The organism is Dactylosporangium fulvum (assembly GCF_025137375.1).
Classification (GTDB): Bacteria; Actinomycetota; Actinomycetes; order Mycobacteriales; family Micromonosporaceae; genus Dactylosporangium; species Dactylosporangium fulvum.
The window spans coordinates 8,209,916-8,229,300 of record NZ_CP073720.1; the positions used below are offsets into that span (position 1 = coordinate 8,209,916).

Sequence of the window (19,385 nt, forward strand, 5' to 3'; positions counted from 1 at the left end):
CGCCCACGTCGGCATGATCCGGAAGACTTCACGCCAATATTCGGCGTCAAGTCTTCCAGATCATGCCGACGTGCCGAGCCGCCTACAACCCGAGCAGCCGGTCGAGGAAATCGCGGTACTGCCGGACCGCCGCCCGCAGCCGCTCGGTGTCGTCGCCGTCCTGCTGCTGCCATTCGGCGAGCCGCCGGCGCTGGGACTCGAGCGCGGCCGTGACGGACCCGACCGCCTCGGCGACGAGCGCGTCGGCCTCACCGGCCACGGACCGGGGGTCGTCGATGAAGCGCAACTGGAGCTCGCGCCAGCGCTCGCGGAGCCCGTCCACGGCGCCGTCCGCCCACAGCGCCCCGACCGGCGTCACCTCGACCGCACCCGGCAGCAGTTCCCCGGGCTCGCCGGAGACGGGCTCACCGACCGGCTCCGCGGCCGGCTCCGCGGCCGTGTCCGCCGGGTCGCTCACCGCGAGCGTCTCGTCACGGTCGGCGGCGTCGACCCGCGTCCCGTCGCGGTCGTCCGCCGTGGTGTCGTCCGCCGTGGTGTCGTCCGCCGGAGTGTCGTCCGCCGGGGTGTCGATCGCGCCGGCCCGCAGCTGGGTCGCGTGCTCCGCCGCCCAGGTCCGGTCCGCCGCGTCGCCGTCCGGGTGCTCGGTCTCCCACCGCTGGTCCTCGGCCTCCTCGGCCCGCGCCGTCTCGACCTCGTCCCGCTCTTCGGTATCGTCCCGGCCATCGGCATCGCCGTCGGTGATAAAGCGCTCATGTTCGGTGTCGGCGCCGGAGAACCCGGACGCGTAGGTGCCGCTCGGGTACCGCTCGTCACCGCGTTCACCGGAGCCGGGCTGCCCGGCGGGAGCCTGCGCGGTGCCGACCGCGACATCGTCGTGGTCCGCCCCGCGCGGCTCGGGAACGTACGTCCGGTCGACGGACCCGCGCTGTTCCTGCTGCATCGGAAGCATCCTTTCCCGGCCCTACGACCGGCTGGTGGTGTCGTGGGGCACGGCTTCGGACGCCCGCTGTGCGGGAACGCCGGTGTCGCCGGCGGTCGTGTGGTCCGCCGCGTGGTGGCCGGGGGTGGCGTCGGTGCCGAGCAGGTCGGAGAAGAGCGCGCGGTAGTGCACGACCGCCTGGCGCAGTTGCTCCGTGGTGGCCTCACCCCGGTCGCTGAGCAGGCTGGTCTCGTGCGCGTCGCGGTAGTGGCCGAGGGTCCGGGCGTGCTCCACCGACAGGTCGGCGACCTGCGCCTCGTAGTCGCCGGTGGGGTATCCGCGCTCGGCGATCAGCTCGGTGACGAGGGTGTCGGCGTCACGGACGGCACCGGCCGGGTCGTCCAGGAAGCGGGCCTGGATCTCCTCCCACGCCGTCGTGTACCGGGTGCGCGCCTCGGGCTCGAGCTCGCGCAGTTCGAATGCGGCGTGCCGCCGCTCGCGCTCACGCAGTTCACGTTCGGCGGCGAGGCGGCTCTCCCGTTCGGCGACGGCCCGGTCGTACTCGGGGCCGAACCGGTGCTGCAGAGCGCGCCGCCGGGTGACGAACCAGATGCCGTAGCCGATCGCGGCGATCACCACGAGCACGATGATCGTGAGCAGAACTTGGGTGGCTGTCATGGCGGTCCTCCTTCTCAGGAGGTATGCCCGCCAGGTACGAGCCCTCAAACGGCAGGATCGACGATGATCACGGCCCGACGAGGTGGTTGAGGAAGTCGCGGTACCCGTGGACGGCCGCCCGGAGCTGCTCGGTGTCGTCGCGGCCGGAGGCGCGCCAGCTGCTGAGCTGGTCCTTCCGGGCGTTCAGCGAGGCGGTCACCCCGGCGAGCGCGTCGTCGATGAGGCGCTCGGCCTCGCCGGCGGCGGTCTGCGGGTCGTCGACGAACCGCATCTGCAGCTCCTGCCAGCGGGCCCGCACCTCGTACGCGTGCGCCTCGGTGGTGAGCGGCGCGGTCGTGGAGTACCCCGGCCCGGGCGGCGGTGGTGGCGTGCCGTAGCCGGGCTGTGACTGGGGCGCCGGCGTGCCGTACCCGGTGCCGTACGCGGGCACCGCGGACATCTGCGCCCCGGGCATCTGCGCCCCGGGCATCTGCGCCCCGGGCATCATCCCGGGGGGCGTGGGCATCGTGCCAGGCATCATCGGCTGGGCTATCCCTGCGGGCGCCGCGGTGGGCGGGACTCCGGGGGCCGCCTGGATCCCGGCCGTGGCGGTCTGCGCCGGAGGCCGCGGAACCGGTGGTGCCGAGCCGGACTCCACCTCCTCTTCCTCCTCCTTGCCACCCCGTAGCAGAATCCAGCCACCTACCGCCAGGGCGATGACCACCAGCCCGATCGTGATCGTCGTTGAGTTCATGTGCTCGTCTCCTTCCCCACCCCTGCCTCACAGGCCGAGGATGCGGTCGAGGAACTCGCGGTAGTCGCGCAGCGAGGCGCGCAGGTTCTCGGTGTCCAGGCCGCGGGCGGCCCGTTGCTGGTGCAACTGGGTGCGGCGGGCGTCCAGCGAGGCGGACAGCGCGGTGACCGCCTCCTGCACGAGCCGCTCCGCCTCGCCCGCGACGAGGTGCGGATCGTCGAGGAAGCGCATCTGCAGCTCCTGCCATCGGCCGCGGATGCGCTGCCGGTCGGCGTCGTTCCACAGCGCCGCCAGTGCCGCCGTGGTCGTGCCGCCGTTGTTCGACCGGTACGTGGACGGGGTGCCCGCACCCGCGCCGCTCGCCGCACCGGACACCGCCCCGGCCGGGGGAGGCGGAGGCTCGGCCGAGGTGGCACCGAACGCGGACGGGTCCGCGGAGCCGCTGAATGACGGGACGCCGCTGGCGGGAGCTTCGTCGTCAGCCTGGGGCGCCATCTCGTCGCCTTCAGGTTGCATGCGCGCATTCCTTTCTCCCACTGGCGAAGCCCGGCCCGGGCACCGGTGCAGCACGGGCCTACCCGGTCTGAGGCGAGCCACACTCGCCGCGGCCTCCGGGCCTCGGGGACGGGTGCCCCGCACCCGGTGCACCACGTGGTCCACAGTGGATATGACGGTCCCGGCAGGACGGCGGCGCAGGCGCCGGCGTAGGCGCAGCAGCAGGCCGATCAGCAGGGCGACCCCGATACAGGCGACCGCCAACGACATCGTGCACCCCCCTTCGGGACCAGTCTTAGCCTTACCCCGATCCGCGCGGCAAGAAGCCGGGCAGGGCCCGGTCACCCGGGTTCCCACCCGTAGGTGACCGGGGACGGAAAGGTCAGACCGCCGGGGCGAAGAAGACGTCACCCTGCGGGGCTGAGCGCGGGACGTCGGTGTTGTCGGCGATCACGTCGCCGAGGCTTGCCGGCCCGCGGCTTGCAAGCCGCGGCGGCCACTTGCAAGCCGCCTCAAGACTTGCAAGTGGCTTCAAGGCTGGAAGCGGTAGCCCATGCCCGGCTCGGTCAGCAGGTGCCGGGGCCGGGAGGGATCCTCTTCGAGCTTGTGCCGCAGTTGGGTCAGGTACTGCCGGAGGTACTGGGTCTGCTTGGCGTACGTCGGGCCCCAGACGTCTTGCAAGAGCTGGCGCTGGCTGACCAGTTTGCCGGGATTCCGGGCAAGGATCTCCAGCAACCGCCACTCGGTGCGCGTCAGGTGCACACCGTCGGTGACGGTGTGCGCGGTGAAGTTGATGTCGTGGCGGCCTATCCGCACCGGCTCGAGTTCGTCCGCCGGGCTCAAGCGGCGGGTGACCGCCCGGACCCGGGCGAGGAGCTCGTCGATGCTGAACGGCTTGGTCACGTAGTCGTCGGCGCCGGCGTCGAGCGCCTCGACCTTGTCCCGGGAGTCGGCCCGGCCGGACAGCACCAGGATCGGCACCGGGCTCCAGGCGCGCAGCTTGCGGATCACGTCGACGCCGTCGACGTCGGGCAGCCCCAGGTCGAGGATGACCAGGTCGGGCCGGGCGTCGGCGGCCTGGCGCAGCGCCTCGGCACCGTCCGCGGCGACCACCACCTCATACTGCCGCGCGACCAGGTTGATCCGCAGCGCGCGGACGATCTGCGGCTCGTCGTCGACGACCAGGACGGTGCTCACGCGCTCCCTCCGTTTCGCTCCGGACCACTCACCCCAGGGTCCCATCCCGCCCCGACGTGACGGCGGACACGCTTGAAAGGCTTCGCAAGCCGACCGCAAGTGGCCGCCAAGTGCCGCTGGGCAGAGTGTGCAGCATGACGAAGATGCGTACGTTCTGGGCCGGCCCGACCTTCACCATCGCGACCTCGGACTCATCCTCGAACCTGGACGAGAGCAAAAGCGCCGCTGGTGCGCCATGACGCGGGCAGGCTCCACTCGGCCCCCTCGGCCAACCCGACGACCACGTCCGACTTCACTGTCCGCAACGCCGCGACCGCGCCCGGAAAGTATCCGGTGAGCTCCTCGAACGACGAGGTCGCCGGCCAGTGACGGTCGCCGACCAGGCGGCGGTAGTTGAGATCACCCTTGAGGATGGTCAGCTCCGCCGCCGCGAACCGGACGGCAAGCTGCTCCGGCAGGTCGTGGAACGTCAGCGGCGCGCAGAAGAACGGATCGGCGTGCAGGGACAGTGAGCCCTCCTCCAGCGCGACCCGCAGCCGCCGCCCGACGGCACTGCCGGCCGGGAACCGCCGCAGCTCCGCGAGGACGTCGGCGGGCAGGGCGTCGGACACGAAGTACGGCGCCGGCTTGACGTGCAGCTCGACCCGCCCGGCGCGCCCGGTGCGCAGCAGGAAGTCGATCAGCACCAGGTCGGGCAGCAGTTCCCGGCCCGCGTTGTCGGCGACCAGGCAGACGGCGCCGCCCCCGCGCAGCAGCTCCCACAGCCGCTTGCTCTCGTCGACGATCAGCTCGTCGACCCGGTCGGCGCCCTGCGCCACCAGGCGGAAGCCGAGATCCGCCCGATTGCCCCACAGCGCCGCGGTCACCAGCGCCCCCGCCTGTTGCTCGTCGGGCAGTGCCTGCAAGGCGTCCAGCTCGGCCAGTTCCTCCGGCCCCGGCAGGCCGGCGTCCTTCTGCGGCCCGAACGGGTCGATCCCCCGCCACGGACCCGGTGCGTAGTAGCCGACCGCGTCCAGCAGCCGCCGATAGAAGAAGTTCTCCGCCCAGAGGAACGGCACGTCGTACCACGACCGGCCGTACATGCCCTCGCCCCACCGCGCCCACTCCGCCGCGTCGTGCGCACCGGCGGGCAGCGGCGCGATGACCGGCTCCTGCAAGAGCCTTTCCAGCCGGAGTCGTACCTCTGGTGGGTACGGGATTCCCTCGAGCACGTGCCGGACGATCGCGGGGTGGCGGTCCCGCAGGACCGACTGGGGGAAGGACCCCGGCACGTTGCTCAGGATCGGCGGTGGCTCTACGGGCATTCGGGCAGTATCACCCGTAAACTCGATCCCATGTCGGACGAGTCGCTCTACGCGCTCTTCGTGGTCGGCGGGTTGCTGCTGATCGGCCTGCTGGTGCTGGCGATCGTCCTCGCCGTGCGGGTCTGGAGGACCGGCAAGTATCTGCAGGCCATGGGCGCCGGCGGCAAGGTCGCGTTCTGGGGCGCGATCATCTACACGATCTTCCCGGTCGATCTGCTGCCCGACCCGATCTACCTCGACGACGTCGGCGTCCTCGGCGCCGCCCTGTTTTACCTCACGCGCCTGGCCGTCAAGACCCGCCAGCGCCAGCAGGAGGGCCGGTCCCCGCTGCCGCCGGAGCTCCAGCGCCGCCAGTCCCAGCGCACCCGCTGACCCTCCCCGCCGCCCGGCCCCGGCCCCGGCGCCTCACCCTCCGCGGGCCGTACCTGCACATCGGCGGCGACGAGGCACAGAGCACCTCGGCCGCGGACTACCGCACCTTCATGAACCGCGTGCAACCCTTCGTCGGCGCGGCCGGCAAGACCGTGATGGGCTGGCACCAGCTCGGCGCCGCCGACCACACCGCGAACCGCTCGGGCTCACCTGGGCCGGCCTCATCGAGGTGCAGACCGCCTACAACTGGGACCCGGGCGCCTACCTCTCCGGCGTGCCGGCCAGCGCGATCCTCGGCGTCGAGGCTCCACTGTGGAGCGAGACACTCACCAAGCTCGCCGACATCGAGTACATGGCGTTCCCGCGTATGCCCGCCCTCGCGGAGCTGGCGTGGTCGCCGCAGGCGGTGCGCAACTGGGACACCTTCAAGGTGCGGCTCGGCGCGCAGGGCCCGCGGTGGACGGTGCAGGGCATCAACTACTACAGCTCGCCGCAGGTCCCGTGGGGCACGATGCCGTCGTCGTCACCGTCCGTGTCGGCCTCCTCCTCGCAGCCGCCGTCCGGCGCGTCGACGACGTCGGTCACCGTGTTCGTCCACGGCTGGTACGGCCAGCCGTCGTACTACGCCGACGACATCACGCTCACCCTCGCGTGAACATGCCCCCTCCCGCGACGGCTCAGGTCACCCCGGTGTGAGCCCTCGCGGGAGGGGTACCCCGACGCTATGCCGACAGAGGGGTACCTGGGCGTCTCGCCCGCGGAGCTCAGCAACGCCGAACTGCTGCGCGAGCTGGCCACCCTGCACGAGACGCGCCACGACACGTTCCGCCACGGGTCAGACGACGCGCTGACCAACCACACCCGGCGCACCGACGAGCTCGAACGCGAGTACCTGCGCCGCTACCCGAACCGGGAGGTCGACCCGCACCGGGTCCGGGGCTAGGGTTTCGTCGCGACCAGGATGTCCCGCATGATCGCCTGGTCGACCCGGTGGCGGAACGATCCGTACGGCTCCTCCTCCACGACCCGCAGGCCGGCAGCGGTCAGCAGGCCGGCCGCCTCCTCACGGCGCGCCACGAAGGTGTTCCACGAGATGCCCAGCGCGCCGCCGCTGCGCAACAGGCCCGCCCACACCGGCGCGCCCTCGGCGAGCAGGTCGCCCGGGTCGCGCGCGAGGCCCTTCCCGGCGGTCCGGCTGCCGTGCTGCACGCCGTACGGCGCGTCGGCCACCACCAGGTCGAACGTGCCCGGCTTGAAGAACTCCCCCGAGCGGACCGTATCGGCGTTGACCACGTCGAGGACCTGCGTCTCGCCGGCCTTGTAGTCGTCCTTGGACGCGGCCAGGTCGACCCGCAGCCGCCGCGCCACGACCTGCCGGTTGCGCCGCACCGGGCCGACCTCGGCGTGGTGCTTGATCCGCTTGCGCTTGAGCCAGGTCTGGATGAACGCCGCGTACGCCTCGAAGTCCTTCTGGTCGCGGTCCACCCCGGCGGCGTCGAACCCGTACATGAGGGCCTGGTTGAGGGTCGTGCCGCGGCCGCACAGCGGATCGAGCACGCGGAACCGGCGCTCCAGCATCTGCGGCGCGAACGCCGAGGCGAGCAGCGTCACGTTGAGCAGCAGCTTCGTGAACAGCTCATTGGTCTTGCCCTGGTACTTCTGGATGGTCAGCAGATCGTCGTCGAACCGGTCGAGCGGCCGCAGTTCCACCGGGCGCAGCAGGTCGCCGACGACCTCGAACAGCGCATAGGCCGAGGACAGGTTCGCCAGGAACGCGGCGTCCCGCTCGCCGAGCCGTTCGGCCTCGAACGTCACATACGGCACGCCGCCGATCGGCTCCTCCGCCGGCTCGGAGAGCCTGCCGTCGAGGACGGCACGGTTGAACGCGGCCAGTTCGGCGCGGGTCAGCGCGACGGAGGCGTCGGCGTAAACCCGGTTGGTCGAGGGCAAGATGAGCAGTGCGTACTGAGCCATAGGTGCCTCAGCCTACCGGTGGCACTCCGCCGGTCAGGGTGATGGTGAAGCCGTCCGCCGTGCGGCTCGTCCGGACGTGGTTGCACGACTGGTACGTGATCCACAGCCCCAGCCCGCCGAGGCCGTCCTGGTCGGCCGGCATAAGCCCGGCGAGCGGGTCCTTCGGCCCCTCACCGCCGTCGCTGACCGCGACCACGATCCGGTCCTCGGCGGTCCACACCCGCATCCGGACCGGCGGGCGGCCGTGCCGCAACGCGTTGGTGACCACCTCGCTGACCGCGATCGTGAGTTCTTCCAGCTCGTCGAGCCGCAGCCGCCCGCCGTCCACGGCTCGGACCACGTCGCGGGCCTCGCCCGGGGCCGGGTCGGCCAGCTCGACGACCGGCGGCCGCTCCACGATCGGGTCGGGCGCCGTGGTCGGCGGCTCGCTCAGGAAGGTCAGCGGGTCGACGAACAACCCGCTGGGCACGTGCCGGCCGTCGGGCATGGCGACGTTCGGGTGGGTCCGGGCGACGTCGTCGAGCACCGGCGCCGGGGTGCGCCGGGCGTCGTACGCGCACATGCTCCACAGCGGGAAGTCGTCGTACGCGTGGTTGATCGCCGCCTCGTACCGCGCCCACCAGTCCCACATCCGGCCGAGCAGGGCGGGTGCCAGCTCACCGACGATGCGGATCTGCGCCGCTCCGGCGGCCACGTGGCCGGCGAGCAGCCGCCGGTACGACCGGATGGCGGCGGCCGGGCGGGCGTAGACCCCCTCGCCGGTCAGGAAGGTCACGCCGTGGCCCTCCGGGAGCACGTCCCGCACCAGCGCGGCGTTGTGCTCCCCGAAGGCGACGATCGCCGGCTCGCCGGCGGCGACCCCGTCGAGCAGGAACGGCACGACAACGGCGAGCAGGTCGTCGGGACGGTCGTAGAAGACGGCTTCGTGGAAGTATCCGCGGTGGCCGGCGGCCGCACCTGTGCGCGTGGTCATCGTGCCGGCTCCACCCTCACCCGGCGCAGGCCCAGCAACTCCACAAGCTTGACCGCGGAGATCAGCCCGGTGCGCAGAACCACCCGCGTGTGCCGCTCCCGGGCATAGTCTTCGAGGTCCAGCAGCGTGCGGTGGTCGACGAACCGCAGCCCGGCCGCGTTGAGGACGATCTCCTCACCGTCGGCGCCCAGGTCGGCCCGGCGCATCGCGGCACCCAGCACCGCACGGTTGGACTGGTCCAGCTCCCCGGACAGCACCACACCCTCACCGTCCGCCCCGGCACGCAGGCTGAACAGCACGCCGACGTTGGTCTCGGGGTGCAGCCCGGCCAGCTCGGCGACCACCTGCCCGTCGAGCTCCCGCCGGTCGTAGGCGCAGAGGGCCGACATGGGAGCGGTGCTCATGTACTGTTCGACGAGGTATTCGTAGCGCGCGAAGGCCTCCAGCCGGACCGCGTCCCGGATCAGCGGCGTGACCTGCGCAACGACCCGAAACCCGGCATACCCGTCGGCGAGCGCCTGCTCGGTCGCGGCGGCATAGGCTCGCACCTGGGCGGGCGGGTCGATGATCCGCTCTTGGTCGTAGGCCTCGGCGATGCGGACGAGCCGAGCACCCTCGATAGGCTTGGCCCCCTCATCGGCGACGAACCAGACCCGGTCCCCAGCAGCGATCCCTTCGGCGATCCACTCCTTCGCGCGGACCGTGAATCCCACCGGGTCGTCGTATGCCCAGCAGACATGCCGATGCCTGTCCACCACCCTCTGAGCCTACGTCAGACGAGGAGACCCCGCGCGCCACGCGCACCGCCCCCTGCCGCCGCGCGAGCGGCGACTCGGGGGGTCGGGATGCACGATGGCGGGGTAATCGGGTACAGTTTGGCGTCGCGGGCGATTGGCGCAGCGGGAGCGCGCTTCGTTCACACCGAAGAGGTCACTGGTTCGATCCCAGTATCGCCCACCGCAGAACACCAGGTCACGGCCGGTTGTCCCCAGAGGGCACCGGCCGTTTGCTCCCCTGTAGCCCCTCGGGGAGAATCCGGAGAGACGATCTTGCTTACTCGCTGACGACCACGTCACGCCACGGCTGTACCTCAGGTATCCCTGAGCCATGTACGGCTAAACAACACTCGACCTGGCGGTCACTGGCCGACTTTGCGTGGCCGCAGCCGCCACACCACGACCAGACAGACGACGATCGGCACCAGCAGCAGGATCACGCCCGGCCACGGCGCTGGAGAGGTTGTCTCTCGCAGCAACAAGCCACTGCATGGGTCGGAGGCCGAGTAATGGACCCTCGATCGTCCGCCGACGTGAATCTCACGGGGCTTGGGGTTGGAGCCAGAGTCGACACGGGACTCGCAGGTAAGCCCCGTCTCCGTCACGAAGCGAACGTCATACACCCGCCGGCCGGGAGCATTCGTGGTGATGGCAACGACCTCGGCGTCCACCGTCGCCCCACGAGAATCGTCGACCGCGCGCCAGAAGCCCAACATCCAGCCGCCTGTCCACAGAATCGCTACGACCAGCGTGAGGCTGCGGGCCGACCTGCGGTCCATTCGATACCAGCGACTGCGCACCACAGGACCCTAAGCCGAGCCGTCATCAGGGACCATCGTCACAACGGCAACAGCATTGCCGGTCCGATGAACTTGAAGCCAAGGTGCAGAAGCTGTCACAGCAGCTGGCGGAAGGCGTCGCCTCCGACATCGCCGAACTACTGCTGGGCGGGGTGTTCCACCCTGGAAGGGTATCGGCCCACCTGAACAGACGTTTGGTCGTTATGCGGCCTGCGGGTGCAGGTGCAGGTGCAGATCACGTGTGTCGAGTTCCAGTAGATCCGTTACAGATCAGTGCCAGATGACGCATGACACACCCGACTAGACGATCATGGCTGTGAGGTCTACGCCGACGCGGTCAGAGGCTGCGTCGCGCCGCAGCGGGAGTCCGGCCTAAGCAGGGGTGGCGAACCGGTTTCGGCGCCGGGTGGCGCGTACCGAGCAGACCAGGCGGGTGACCGCGACGCTGAGAACCGCTCCCCCAGCGACGGTCATGGCGGTCGATTCGACGGCGGCGAGCACGCCTGGGGGTCGGAAAGCCTGTTCAGGGGCCCATGGGTACGTGACGGCGGCGACGGTCACGTCCTCCTCGTCAACGTCGTCGATGCTCACCGACCGAGGTGGACCGCCGTCGCCAGGAGTGAAGTCGCCCCAGCAGGTCAGGCCGTGACGAGGTGCGGTGCCGCAGTCCGTCGTGGTGACGCTGCCATCAGTGCCCATGCCCGGCACGAAGGCGAGCAACCACAGCACACCGAACGCCATCACAACCAGGCCGACGACGAGGCCCACCACGATGACGCCGCGTTGACGCCGCGTTGACGCATGGATACCACATTAAGCCCCGAAGACAACCCGGCGCTGCGGCCAGTAGGGCAGGTCACGGTTTGCGAGCCGGTGGGATGAGGCGGGCGGCGGGCCGCCTCAGCACCCACAAGGGGCTCGACACGCCTGGCTTCCGCTGACCGGCTCCACTTCCGCGTCGGCAATCCCGTGCCCGTGATCCATGCCAGCAACGTACCGACATGCGGCCAGAGCGAGACGATCGCGATCCACAAGCTGGAATCTACTGCTCGGCATGGACCTGGTCATTCTTGCGAGGTCGGTGGGCTTTGATACGAGTGACGGGCTGGTCGGTGATGCGGCGGATGGTGCGGGTGCCGTCTTCGCAGCGGACGGCCAACTCGGTCTTGGACACCTCGATTGGTGACGGTCTTGCCGGCGTGGACCCCGCCCAGCGCGACCTTCTGGCCGGCGACCATGACGACCCCGGTGTTGGAGGCGCGGCGCTGGACGCGCACCGGACCGGTCGGTGGCTGTGGCGGCGGGTTGGCGCGGGTGCGCAACAGTTCCCGCGTGTCGGGGTCGAAGAACATCAGGGTCTGCGTCGATGCGGATGCTCACCCGGCGCCCGGCGAGGATCTCGGCTGCCAGCACCACATGCCGGCTCAGGGAGACGTGGCCGGCGGCGTTGACGGTCCGGTCGACCTCGACCGGACCGGCGGGGTCGGCGTTGGGCACCGTGGGCAGCGGCGGCCCGGCCGGTCGGCCACCGTTGCGCAGCAGCGTTGCCAGGTCGTTGACGGACAGGTGGGAACGCACGGACTTGAGCCGGGTGCCAGCGATCAGCATATGGATGACATCGGTGTCGGCCCAGAACGTCACGGTGATGCCGGAGCGGGCCGTACCGAGTCAGAACTGTTTCCCAGCGACCTGCAGGTTCCCCGACGGCGGCACAACCTGGTCGAACTCCATCGCACCACCGACACACCGTCCGGGCGACACCTACGCCGGGACGATCGGGGTGGCCGGGGCAGGCGCCGGTGTGGCGCTGTGTTGGCGTCACAGCGGCGGACATCGGTGGCTGCGGGGATGTCGGCGTGCTCATGCCCAGGATGCTGGGCAGCTTCAGCGGCAGCAGCGCCGCGCCGTCGGTGGTGGTGTTGGGGCGGAACCGGTCGGCGGGAAACGCCATGTTCAGGGCCTGGTGCGGCCGGTTGGTGTTGTACTCGTGCAGGAACCGGTCGACCGCGGCCTGCGCGGCAGCCAGGTCGGTGAACTCGCCGGCGTCGTCGAGCAGTTCCCGGCGCGGCGGCCCCGGCGGTGCGCTGGCTCGAGCTGGACACGCCGAAGCCCCGGACATCCTCGCGACGAGGAGCCGGGGCTTCGAGCGAACCGGTGACTTTGCGCCTACGAAAACCAGCTGCCGACGCTACACCGAGCGTGACCCGGACGCGTGGTCGACGCAACGATGGCCAACTCGGCGGTCCGGGCGCACCGCTAGCCGCCACGCCCGCCGACGACACGAGCGCATTGCTCGCCCTATCCGATCTGGTTAGGGTGCTGGTGCGCTGGCCAGAACCGGGGCATCCAGCACTGCAAGGTAATCGCCTCCCTGGCATCTGCGGGGGGTGGTTCTGGCACGACCAGGGCCTATCCGGGGGTCAGGCTTCGCCGAGGGATAGCGGGCAGCCCGTCTGCACTGGCCACGCACGGTGGACGCCGAGACGCAGCATCCTGTCTCGGCGTCCACGGCGCGCCGTCTGCCAAGAGCGGTGCCTGCCGGTGGCCCGGCTTCCAGCCGGCTCGGAGGTGGCCTCCGGTGGCCAGGGGCTCCGCCCGCTGGACCCCGACGCTCTGGGATGCCAGGCCCCCGCCCGAGGTCCCCCGCCGCGCACCAAAGGCAACCATGCCCCACGGCCGGGCAGCGCGATGATGATCGCGCCGTTGCGGTGGGCAATGTCGGCGATCATATCCACCGCATACAGAAGGTGCGGGAAACCAAGCAGGCACATGTCGTGCCTGATGACAGTTCCGTCGGGGACTCGAACCCTCTGAACCTACGGATGAAAAGCGGGTGGCTCCGAGCCCCGGCGTCGACGCCACGCGAGCAGCGCACCGAGCGTGCCGAGAGTGACAAGGAAGAGGCTACCGCCGATCCAGGGGACGTACCCGCCTGCCGAACTGGCCGGCCGCGCCTGCGTGGTATCGGCCGGCTCGGCCATCGGCGTCGCCATGTCCGTGGTCACCGCCGCGAACTCTTCCGTCATGGCCGTCGGGGATGCGGTCGGCCGGGCGGAGCTGGAGTTCGGCCTCGGCGAACCCGCCGAACGCGTCGGCGACCGGGTGGACGCGGGTGCGCTGACGCCAGCCGTCGGGGTCGATTCCCCGGCAACCGTTCGGAACGTGAACATTGCGAGGTTGTTGTCCGTCACCGGGTCGCCGTTCACGATCACCTTGACGTAGCCCTTGACGCCCGTGGCCGGCGCGCTGGTGTTGGTGATGCGGAACTGCAGCGACACCGTTGCTTCCGGCGGGAACTGGGTCGTGGAAGAGCACTGGGCAAGTAGCTTGGGCTTCAAGACCGGGCAGCGTCCCGCCGGATACGCCGTGTCGAAGTCGGTCAGCACCGTCCCCGACGGACTGCGGACCTCGATCTTCACCTCGCTGTAGTAAGCCCACGATTTGCTGTTATTGGTGATCTTGTACGACACGGAGACGGCCTCACCGAGCGCACCAGTGGTGTCCAACACCGTCACGCCGAAGTCCGACCCATTCGGCAACCTCGCCAACGCTGACGCAGCTGGAATGGTCGAGCCGAGCACCGCCGCCGCAACCATGACTGCCCGCAACACCGCCACGCGCACGACCACCTCCTGGAATTCGCGCGGACGATAGCACGCCACGCGGGCCGTCGACGTTTGCGGTTCCGGTTTGCTGGCCCGGCCGGGACAGATGCTCGGCCAGGCCTCCGAAGACACCGCAAGGGCCTCAGGTCGTGCCTGCAGGCTCGCATGACCGGGTGGGCCGAATCCAGCTTGGCGGGGACCGGGGCGGCAGGGCGGTGGGGTGCCGGCTCGACTGCGGGCTCAGCGGGGTGCGGCTCGATGATGAGGTCGCCGTGGTCACGGCCGCGGTGGCGCAGCTGATGGCCGTCCGGCACGAGCTGGCGTTGCAGCGCGGCGAAGCTTGACCTGCCCGGACGAGGTTTTGGGCACCCGCAACCCCACAGGGGCGGGAATCTTGCTGCCGCGGTCCCGGTATGGAGTCTCCGGGACTGCTGCGATGTTGAACAGTTCGAGTCGAAGTCCATGCGGCTTGTCGACCGGAAGGGGCGATGGCCTCTTGAATCTGAGGACATCACCTCCGGGCTACCGGTGGGGCCTCAGAGGCCGGCGTCCGAAGCGCAGTTTCCACGGCAGCAGGGCGGACTCGGCCTGCACGGTGAACGTCATCTTCGACACGCCCTCGGTGCGTTCCTCGAAGCGGATCGGCACCTCGGCGATTCGCATCCCACGCTGGACCACGCGGTAGTTCATCTCGACCTGGAATGCGTAGCCGCTACTTCGGACAGAGGGCAGGTCAATGCGGCGTAGTGTGTCCGCCTTCCACGCCTTGAACCCGGCTGTGGCGTCTTTGACACCGAGGCGGAGGATCATGTCGACATAGAAGTTGGCCCACGCCGACAGTGCCCGACGGTGCCAACCCCAGTCGCCGGCGACACTGCCACCGGCGACGTACCGGGAGCCGAGTACGACGTCGGCGTCGGTGGAGGCGAGCGTTTCCAGCATGACCGGGATGACCTCCACGGGGTGGGAGAGGTCCGCGTCCATCTGGATGACGACCTCGGCGTCGCCTGCCAGCGTTTGCTCGAAGCCCGCCACGTAGGCGCGTCCGAGGCCGTCCTTTTCCCGACGGTGCAGCACGCTGACCTTGCCGGCAGATTCCAGCGCCAGCTTGTCCGCGACGTCGCCGGTGCCGTCCGGGGAGTTATCGTCGACCACGAGAACGTGCAGGCCGGCCACGTCCAGGTCGCCCAGCGCTCCGACGATCCGAGGCAGGTTGTCCCGCTCGTTGTAAGTGGGCAGGACCACAACGACGTTGCGGCTACTGCTTGTCATCGGATTCCTTCCGTGGATACTCCGGCCTTCAGGCCGGGGAGGAAACGGAACCCCTGCGGAGCAGGGCAGGGAAAGCCGATCCGCCGCCAGGGCGGATCGGCGTGTACCAGCGTGCCGCCGCAAGGCTCACCAGTGAGACCACTATTGCGTGAACCATGACCAGGGCCGTGAAGCGGGCGTTGAAATACCGCTTCTACCCGAACCCGGAGCAGGCCGCCGAGCTTGCCCGGACGTTCGGCTGCGTCCGGCTGGTCTACAACATGGCGTTGCAGGCCCGCACCGAGGCGTGGACACTGCGCCAGGAACGGGTCAGCTACAACACCACCTCGGCGATGTTGACCGCGTGGAAGAAGACCGAGGAACTGGCGTTCCTCAACGAGGTCTCCTCCGTGCCGTTGCAGCAGGCGCTGCGCCACCTCCAGATGGCGTACACGAACTTCTTCGCCAAGCGGGCCAAGTACCCGACGTTCAAGTCCAAGAAGAAGTCGCGCCGCTCGGCGGAGTACACCACCAGCGCGTTCCGGTACCGCGACGGCCGGCTCACCCTGGCGAAGATGACCGAACCCCTGGACATCGTGTGGTCCCGTCCACTGCCAGGCAGCGCATCGCCGTCCACAGTGACCGTGTCGCAAGACGCCGCAGGCCGATGGTTCGTGTCCCTGCTCTGCGACGACGTGATCGAGCAGGCCCCGGCCACGGCCACGGGTGTGGTCGGTGTCGATGCCGGTCTGGACAGCCTGCTCGCCCTGTCCACCGGGGAGAAGATCACCAACCCGCGCCACGAGCGCCGCGACCGGGCCGCACTCGCCCGCGCCCACAGGAACCTCGCCAAGAAGGAGCAGGGCTCCGCGAACCGAGCCAGGGCCCGCCTCAAGGTCGCCCGTGTCCACGCCCGAATCACCGACCGCAGGCGCGACCACCTGCATAAGCTGACCACTCGACTCGTTCGTGAGAACCAAACGATCGTGATCGAGGACCTGACCGTGCGCAACATGGTCAACAACCACAGCCTGGCCCGCGCCATCAGCGACGCGGCATGGCGGCAGTTCCGCACCATGCTGGAGTACAAGGCCGACTGGCACGGCCGCACCCTGGTCGTCGTGGACCGCTGGTTCCCGTCGTCCAAACTGTGCTCCGCTTGCGGTGCCCTCGCTGAGCGGATGCCGCTGAACGTGCGGTCGTGGACGTGCCGATGCGGACGTACCCACGACCGCGACGTGAACGCGGCCCGCAACATCCTCGCGGAGGGGCTCTCCGTGATTGCCTGTGGAGGCGGTGTAAGACCTCAACGAGAGTCCTCTCGGACGGGGCGGTCGTCGGCGAAGCAGGAACCCCTGGGGCAACCCAGGGAATCCCCGTCCTTTAGGGCGGGGAGGATTGTCAACCACGCTCCATTGCTCCGGGCCGGTCTCGAGATCCTAGCCGAGCGGCTCAGCACCTGTTGGGGACAGCGTCGCCGGACGCCCACCGCAACGGCATGACTCAGGCGATCCAGCCGCCGTGTAGGTAGAACGCCAGCAGGCAGCCCTGCAGCGTCAGGCCGGCGAATACGTACACGCGGTTGATCAGCTCGACGCGGGCCAGCACGGCGAGGGTGAGGAACATCGGAAAGACCTCGAGCACGTGTCGAGCCACCGACATGAGCCGCTCGTTGGACTGGGACATGACCGGGAAGCAGATGAGAAACAGGATCTGCGTGAAGGCGAGCAGCGGCAGGGCGAACTGGTCGCGACGCACCTTCCAGGGGCCGACGACGGACAGCACCAGCAGCGTAAGCATGAACAGCACGGCACCGAGACCGAGCACGTTGACCTGCCCGGTGGACAACGGGACACGGGAGACGGCTTTCCCTGATTCGATGACGGCGAACCAGGGGGCGTGCAGCTCACGGAACCAGATCTTCTGCGCGTGCATGAACGCGAGCGCGTCGCCTTCCGCAAGGTACGTGTAGGTCATGTAGGCGAGCAGACCGCCCGGTACCAGCAGCACGGCGAGTGCGTCGAGGCGAAGCTTCCAGCCGCGTTGGCGGACGTACTCGAAGACGAACGGCACTGCCAGCAGAAGCCCGGCCGACCGTGTTCCGGACGCCAGGGCACACAGTGCCCCGGCGACCCACCAGCGACCGGAGCGCATGGCGGCGAACGCACCGACAGCCAGCAGCAGGAACAGCGAGGAGGGATACGGCGACAGCAGGAAGAAGCCAGTCGGGAACACCGCCAGGCACCAACTCGCCCGACGCGCGACGGTCGGGCCGAACTCCCGCTCGGCCAGGCGGTGCAGCAGCAGGTAGGCGCCGAGCAGCGCGAGAGCCGACACCGTCAGTGCCGCGTAGAGGGAGGGACCGGGCACGAACACGTCGAAGCCGCGAACGAGGAGCGGGTAGAGCGGGAAGAACGCAGCGATCCGCCCGTCGCCCCACCGGGCGGCGTAGCCGTCATCGGCGATCCACTGGTACCAGCCCCAATCGTACTGGCCCCAGGCCATGAACAAAGTGTGTGCCGACACCGCCTTGCCGTCGCCGATACGTGACATGACGGTAAGCACGCAAGCAGCGAACACACTGGCAAGCCAGACCGACCCGGCCTCGCGCAAGGTCCGCGCCGCGTCCGTCGCCCACCACGCCCGCCACCGGTGTTTCCACGGCCCTGGCCGCCGGCTGCGCGAGAGCTGCTCCACGGCCGGGGCCGCCGCCTGCTGCGGCACGCTGGGTGCGACAGTGCGGGTCAGATCTGTGGATGCTCCACTGGTGGGTCCCGGCGGCGAAGAGCTCAACACGTCGGCATCGTACGGCAGCGCCGGTCGTCGGAACTCGGCCATACGCCAGGGATTTCGGAGGTCTTCGCGATCATGCAGTTTCCCGGCAAGTCGGCGACCCTGCGCATACCGAAAACTGGACCGGTGTGAGCAGGAGTTGACGGCGATCCGCTGCCGGGTGAACAGGCGGCCCCGCAGGACTACTGTTGCTCTGCATGACCCACGTCGATATCGAGATCACCGCGGAGTTGGTCCGGGATCTGGTACGCGACCAGCACCCCGACCTCGCCGATCGCCCAATTCGGCTGGGCGCGCGTGGATGGGACAACCAACTGTGGCGGCTCGGTGACGACCTCGCCGTCCGGCTTCCCTGGGCGACCGAGAGGGCGGACGCGCTGCTGCGCAAGGAGCACACCTGGGGCCCACCCGCCCACGCCGCCTTGCAACGACTCATCGCCACAATCCGCTGACCCGGCGATCGCCACTACGTCCGGCAGACGGCGTGATCAACCATCCGCACATCGGCAAGTACGCGAGCTCGGAACACAGCTGCCGCCAGCGCTTCGCGGCATAGCGCATGTTCACGCCGATCGCCGCTGGATTCGTGCTCGTCCGCACCGGTCGACTCGCGACGGTGCCACGTTCGCGGCCACTCAGTCGAGACAGAACTCGTTGCCCTCGATGTCCTGCATCACGAGGCACGACTCGTTGTAGTCATCGGCAAGCAGTAGTCGCACGCGCACCGCGCCGAGCGCGACCAGTCGTGCGCATTCGGCCTCAAGTGCGGCCAGGCGCTCTTGACCCACGAGCCCGGTGCCGACCCGCACGTCAAGATGCAGCCGATTCTTGACGACCTTGCCTTCGGGAACGCGCTGGAAGAACAGTCGCGGGCCCACACCTGAGGGATCGACGCACGCGAACGCTGAACCCTGACGCTCAGGCGGCAGCGTGCGATCGAAATCGTCCCAAGTAGCAAACCCCTTCGGTGGCGGCGGTACGACATACCCCAACACCTCGCACCAGAAACGAGCGACGCGCTCAGGTTCTGCGCAGTCGAAGGTGACTTGGATCTGCTTGACCGACGCCATAGGACCACCATAGAGGCGGGGTCTTTCGTCGTCTCCACGGGCCCGCCCCTGGCTAGGTTGTGGCGCATGCGGCCGACTCTTGAACCCGTGACCGCCAGCCGACCTTGTGCGGAACAGTGTGCTGAGAAGGTCGCCGTATTCGGCCTCGGTGCCGATCGCTTGTCGGCGCTGAGGGTTTGTGAGGTAGTGGTGGATGGCGTGGACGAGGAACAACGCGTTGACGGCGTCCGTGCGGATCCGTCGCCGGCTGAAGGGCAGGCCGCGGCGGCGGACCAGTTCAGGCCTGGCGTAGGTGAGCAGGAGCGACGTGGCAGTCGGTTGGGTTGACGGCAGGGAATCCGCGGCCAGGGCCTCCCACGGCACGGTTACGGTGCCGAGCGGGCCTCGGGCGACCAGGCCGTCCGGCCGCAGTTCCACGCCGACGCCGCGCCACACCGCGACGATC

22 protein-coding genes, 1 tRNA gene and 1 pseudogene are annotated in these 19,385 nt (G+C 69.6%); 8 read left to right on the forward strand and 16 right to left on the reverse strand.

Annotated features, from left to right (window positions below; translation table 11 throughout):
- Positions 1-82: 82 nt before the first annotated feature.
- The 6 genes from Dfulv_RS37535 to Dfulv_RS37560 form a co-directional block, all read right to left on the reverse strand.
- Entirely contained in the window at positions 83-940 is an 858-nt protein-coding gene (locus tag Dfulv_RS37535; RefSeq protein ID WP_259858563.1) for a hypothetical protein, read from the reverse strand.
- Between the two features lie 21 nt (positions 941-961).
- Positions 962-1,597 (reverse strand): hypothetical protein, encoded by a 636-nt coding sequence (locus Dfulv_RS37540; RefSeq protein ID WP_259858564.1) that lies wholly within the window; start codon positions 1,595-1,597, stop codon positions 962-964.
- Between the two features lie 67 nt (positions 1,598-1,664).
- Positions 1,665-2,330, reverse strand: a complete 666-nt coding sequence (locus tag Dfulv_RS37545; RefSeq protein ID WP_259858565.1) for a hypothetical protein — start codon at positions 2,328-2,330, stop codon at positions 1,665-1,667.
- Between the two features lie 27 nt (positions 2,331-2,357).
- The gene (locus Dfulv_RS37550) at positions 2,358-2,846 is read right to left on the reverse strand and encodes a hypothetical protein (protein WP_259858566.1); all 489 of its coding nucleotides are present in this window, start codon (positions 2,844-2,846) and stop codon (positions 2,358-2,360) included.
- A 510-nt stretch (positions 2,847-3,356) separates the two neighbouring features.
- Positions 3,357-4,022: a response regulator gene (locus tag Dfulv_RS37555; RefSeq protein ID WP_259858567.1), complete on the reverse strand. Its 666-nt coding sequence runs from the start codon at positions 4,020-4,022 to the stop codon at positions 3,357-3,359.
- A gap of 191 nt (positions 4,023-4,213) precedes the next feature.
- Positions 4,214-5,326: a damage-control phosphatase ARMT1 family protein gene (locus Dfulv_RS37560; protein ID WP_259858568.1), complete on the reverse strand. Its 1,113-nt coding sequence runs from the start codon at positions 5,324-5,326 to the stop codon at positions 4,214-4,216.
- A 30-nt stretch (positions 5,327-5,356) separates the two neighbouring features.
- Between Dfulv_RS37560 and Dfulv_RS37565 the strand changes: the two genes are divergently transcribed.
- From Dfulv_RS37565 to Dfulv_RS37575, 3 genes are all read left to right on the forward strand, one after another.
- A complete protein-coding gene (locus tag Dfulv_RS37565) occupies positions 5,357-5,698 on the forward strand; it encodes a YkvA family protein (protein WP_259858569.1) in 342 nt (113 codons plus the stop codon).
- 229 nt (positions 5,699-5,927) lie between these two features.
- On the forward strand, positions 5,928-6,353 hold the full coding sequence (locus Dfulv_RS37570; RefSeq protein WP_319805713.1) for a family 20 glycosylhydrolase: 426 nt from the start codon (positions 5,928-5,930) through the stop codon (positions 6,351-6,353).
- A gap of 69 nt (positions 6,354-6,422) precedes the next feature.
- On the forward strand, positions 6,423-6,641 hold the full coding sequence (locus Dfulv_RS37575; RefSeq protein WP_259858570.1) for a DUF6158 family protein: 219 nt from the start codon (positions 6,423-6,425) through the stop codon (positions 6,639-6,641).
- Here Dfulv_RS37575 and Dfulv_RS37580 read toward each other — a convergent pair.
- Genes Dfulv_RS37580 through Dfulv_RS37590 form a run of 3 tightly spaced genes read right to left on the reverse strand, consistent with a single transcriptional unit; the run spans position 6,638 to position 9,358 of the window.
- Positions 6,638-7,672, reverse strand: coding sequence for a TRM11 family SAM-dependent methyltransferase (locus Dfulv_RS37580; RefSeq protein ID WP_259858571.1), 1,035 nt, complete (start codon positions 7,670-7,672; stop codon positions 6,638-6,640). The genes Dfulv_RS37575 and Dfulv_RS37580 overlap by 4 nt on opposite strands.
- A 7-nt stretch (positions 7,673-7,679) precedes the next feature.
- Entirely contained in the window at positions 7,680-8,645 is a 966-nt protein-coding gene (locus tag Dfulv_RS37585; RefSeq protein ID WP_259858572.1) for a sensor histidine kinase, read from the reverse strand.
- Positions 8,642-9,358, reverse strand: a complete 717-nt coding sequence (locus tag Dfulv_RS37590; protein WP_259858573.1) for an MEDS domain-containing protein — start codon at positions 9,356-9,358, stop codon at positions 8,642-8,644. The genes Dfulv_RS37585 and Dfulv_RS37590 overlap by 4 nt, the downstream gene beginning before the upstream one ends.
- 172 nt (positions 9,359-9,530) lie before the next feature.
- On the opposite strand from Dfulv_RS37590, the gene Dfulv_RS37595 reads away from it, so the two are divergent.
- Positions 9,531-9,602 (forward strand) — tRNA-Val (locus Dfulv_RS37595).
- Between the two features lie 181 nt (positions 9,603-9,783).
- On the opposite strand, the gene Dfulv_RS37600 is transcribed toward Dfulv_RS37595, so the two are convergent.
- A complete protein-coding gene (locus tag Dfulv_RS37600; RefSeq protein WP_259858574.1) occupies positions 9,784-10,221 on the reverse strand; it encodes a hypothetical protein in 438 nt (145 codons plus the stop codon).
- Positions 10,222-10,593: 372 nt separating this feature from the next.
- Positions 10,594-10,989, reverse strand: a complete 396-nt coding sequence (locus Dfulv_RS37605; RefSeq protein WP_259858575.1) for a hypothetical protein — start codon at positions 10,987-10,989, stop codon at positions 10,594-10,596.
- A gap of 286 nt (positions 10,990-11,275) precedes the next feature.
- On the opposite strand from Dfulv_RS37605, the gene Dfulv_RS37610 reads away from it, so the two are divergent.
- Positions 11,276-11,407: a hypothetical protein gene (locus tag Dfulv_RS37610; RefSeq protein WP_259858576.1), complete on the forward strand. Its 132-nt coding sequence runs from the start codon at positions 11,276-11,278 to the stop codon at positions 11,405-11,407.
- A gap of 165 nt (positions 11,408-11,572) precedes the next feature.
- Here the strand turns inward: Dfulv_RS37610 and Dfulv_RS48985 are convergent, their stop codons facing one another.
- The gene (locus Dfulv_RS48985) at positions 11,573-12,340 is read right to left on the reverse strand and encodes an integrase core domain-containing protein (protein ID WP_406567863.1); all 768 of its coding nucleotides are present in this window, start codon (positions 12,338-12,340) and stop codon (positions 11,573-11,575) included.
- A gap of 697 nt (positions 12,341-13,037) precedes the next feature.
- Entirely contained in the window at positions 13,038-13,844 is an 807-nt protein-coding gene (locus tag Dfulv_RS37615; protein WP_259858578.1) for a hypothetical protein, read from the reverse strand.
- A 155-nt stretch (positions 13,845-13,999) separates the two neighbouring features.
- Here Dfulv_RS37615 and Dfulv_RS37620 point away from each other — a divergent pair, with 155 nt between their 5' ends.
- Complete coding sequence (locus tag Dfulv_RS37620) at positions 14,000-14,170, forward strand: hypothetical protein (RefSeq protein ID WP_259858579.1); 171 nt, start codon at positions 14,000-14,002, stop codon at positions 14,168-14,170.
- 178 nt (positions 14,171-14,348) lie between these two features.
- On the opposite strand, the gene Dfulv_RS37625 is transcribed toward Dfulv_RS37620, so the two are convergent.
- Positions 14,349-15,098 carry a polyprenol monophosphomannose synthase gene (locus Dfulv_RS37625; RefSeq protein ID WP_259858580.1) on the reverse strand — a complete coding sequence of 250 codons (750 nt, stop codon included), beginning with the start codon at positions 15,096-15,098 and terminating at the stop codon, positions 14,349-14,351.
- 155 nt (positions 15,099-15,253) lie between these two features.
- On the opposite strand from Dfulv_RS37625, the gene Dfulv_RS37630 reads away from it, so the two are divergent.
- Complete coding sequence (locus Dfulv_RS37630; protein WP_259858581.1) at positions 15,254-16,579, forward strand: RNA-guided endonuclease InsQ/TnpB family protein; 1,326 nt, start codon at positions 15,254-15,256, stop codon at positions 16,577-16,579.
- Between the two features lies 1 nt (position 16,580).
- Here Dfulv_RS37630 and Dfulv_RS37635 read toward each other — a convergent pair whose 3' ends face one another.
- Positions 16,581-17,630 carry a mannosyltransferase family protein gene (locus Dfulv_RS37635; RefSeq protein ID WP_259858582.1) on the reverse strand — a complete coding sequence of 350 codons (1,050 nt, stop codon included), beginning with the start codon at positions 17,628-17,630 and terminating at the stop codon, positions 16,581-16,583.
- A 437-nt stretch (positions 17,631-18,067) separates the two neighbouring features.
- On the opposite strand from Dfulv_RS37635, the pseudogene Dfulv_RS37640 reads away from it, so the two are divergent.
- Positions 18,068-18,277: pseudogene (locus Dfulv_RS37640) on the forward strand (aminoglycoside phosphotransferase); the annotation flags it as partial.
- 228 nt (positions 18,278-18,505) lie between these two features.
- Here the strand turns inward: Dfulv_RS37640 and Dfulv_RS37645 are convergent.
- On the reverse strand, positions 18,506-18,940 hold the full coding sequence (locus tag Dfulv_RS37645; RefSeq protein ID WP_259868853.1) for a VOC family protein: 435 nt from the start codon (positions 18,938-18,940) through the stop codon (positions 18,506-18,508).
- Between the last annotated feature and the right edge of the window lie 445 nt (positions 18,941-19,385).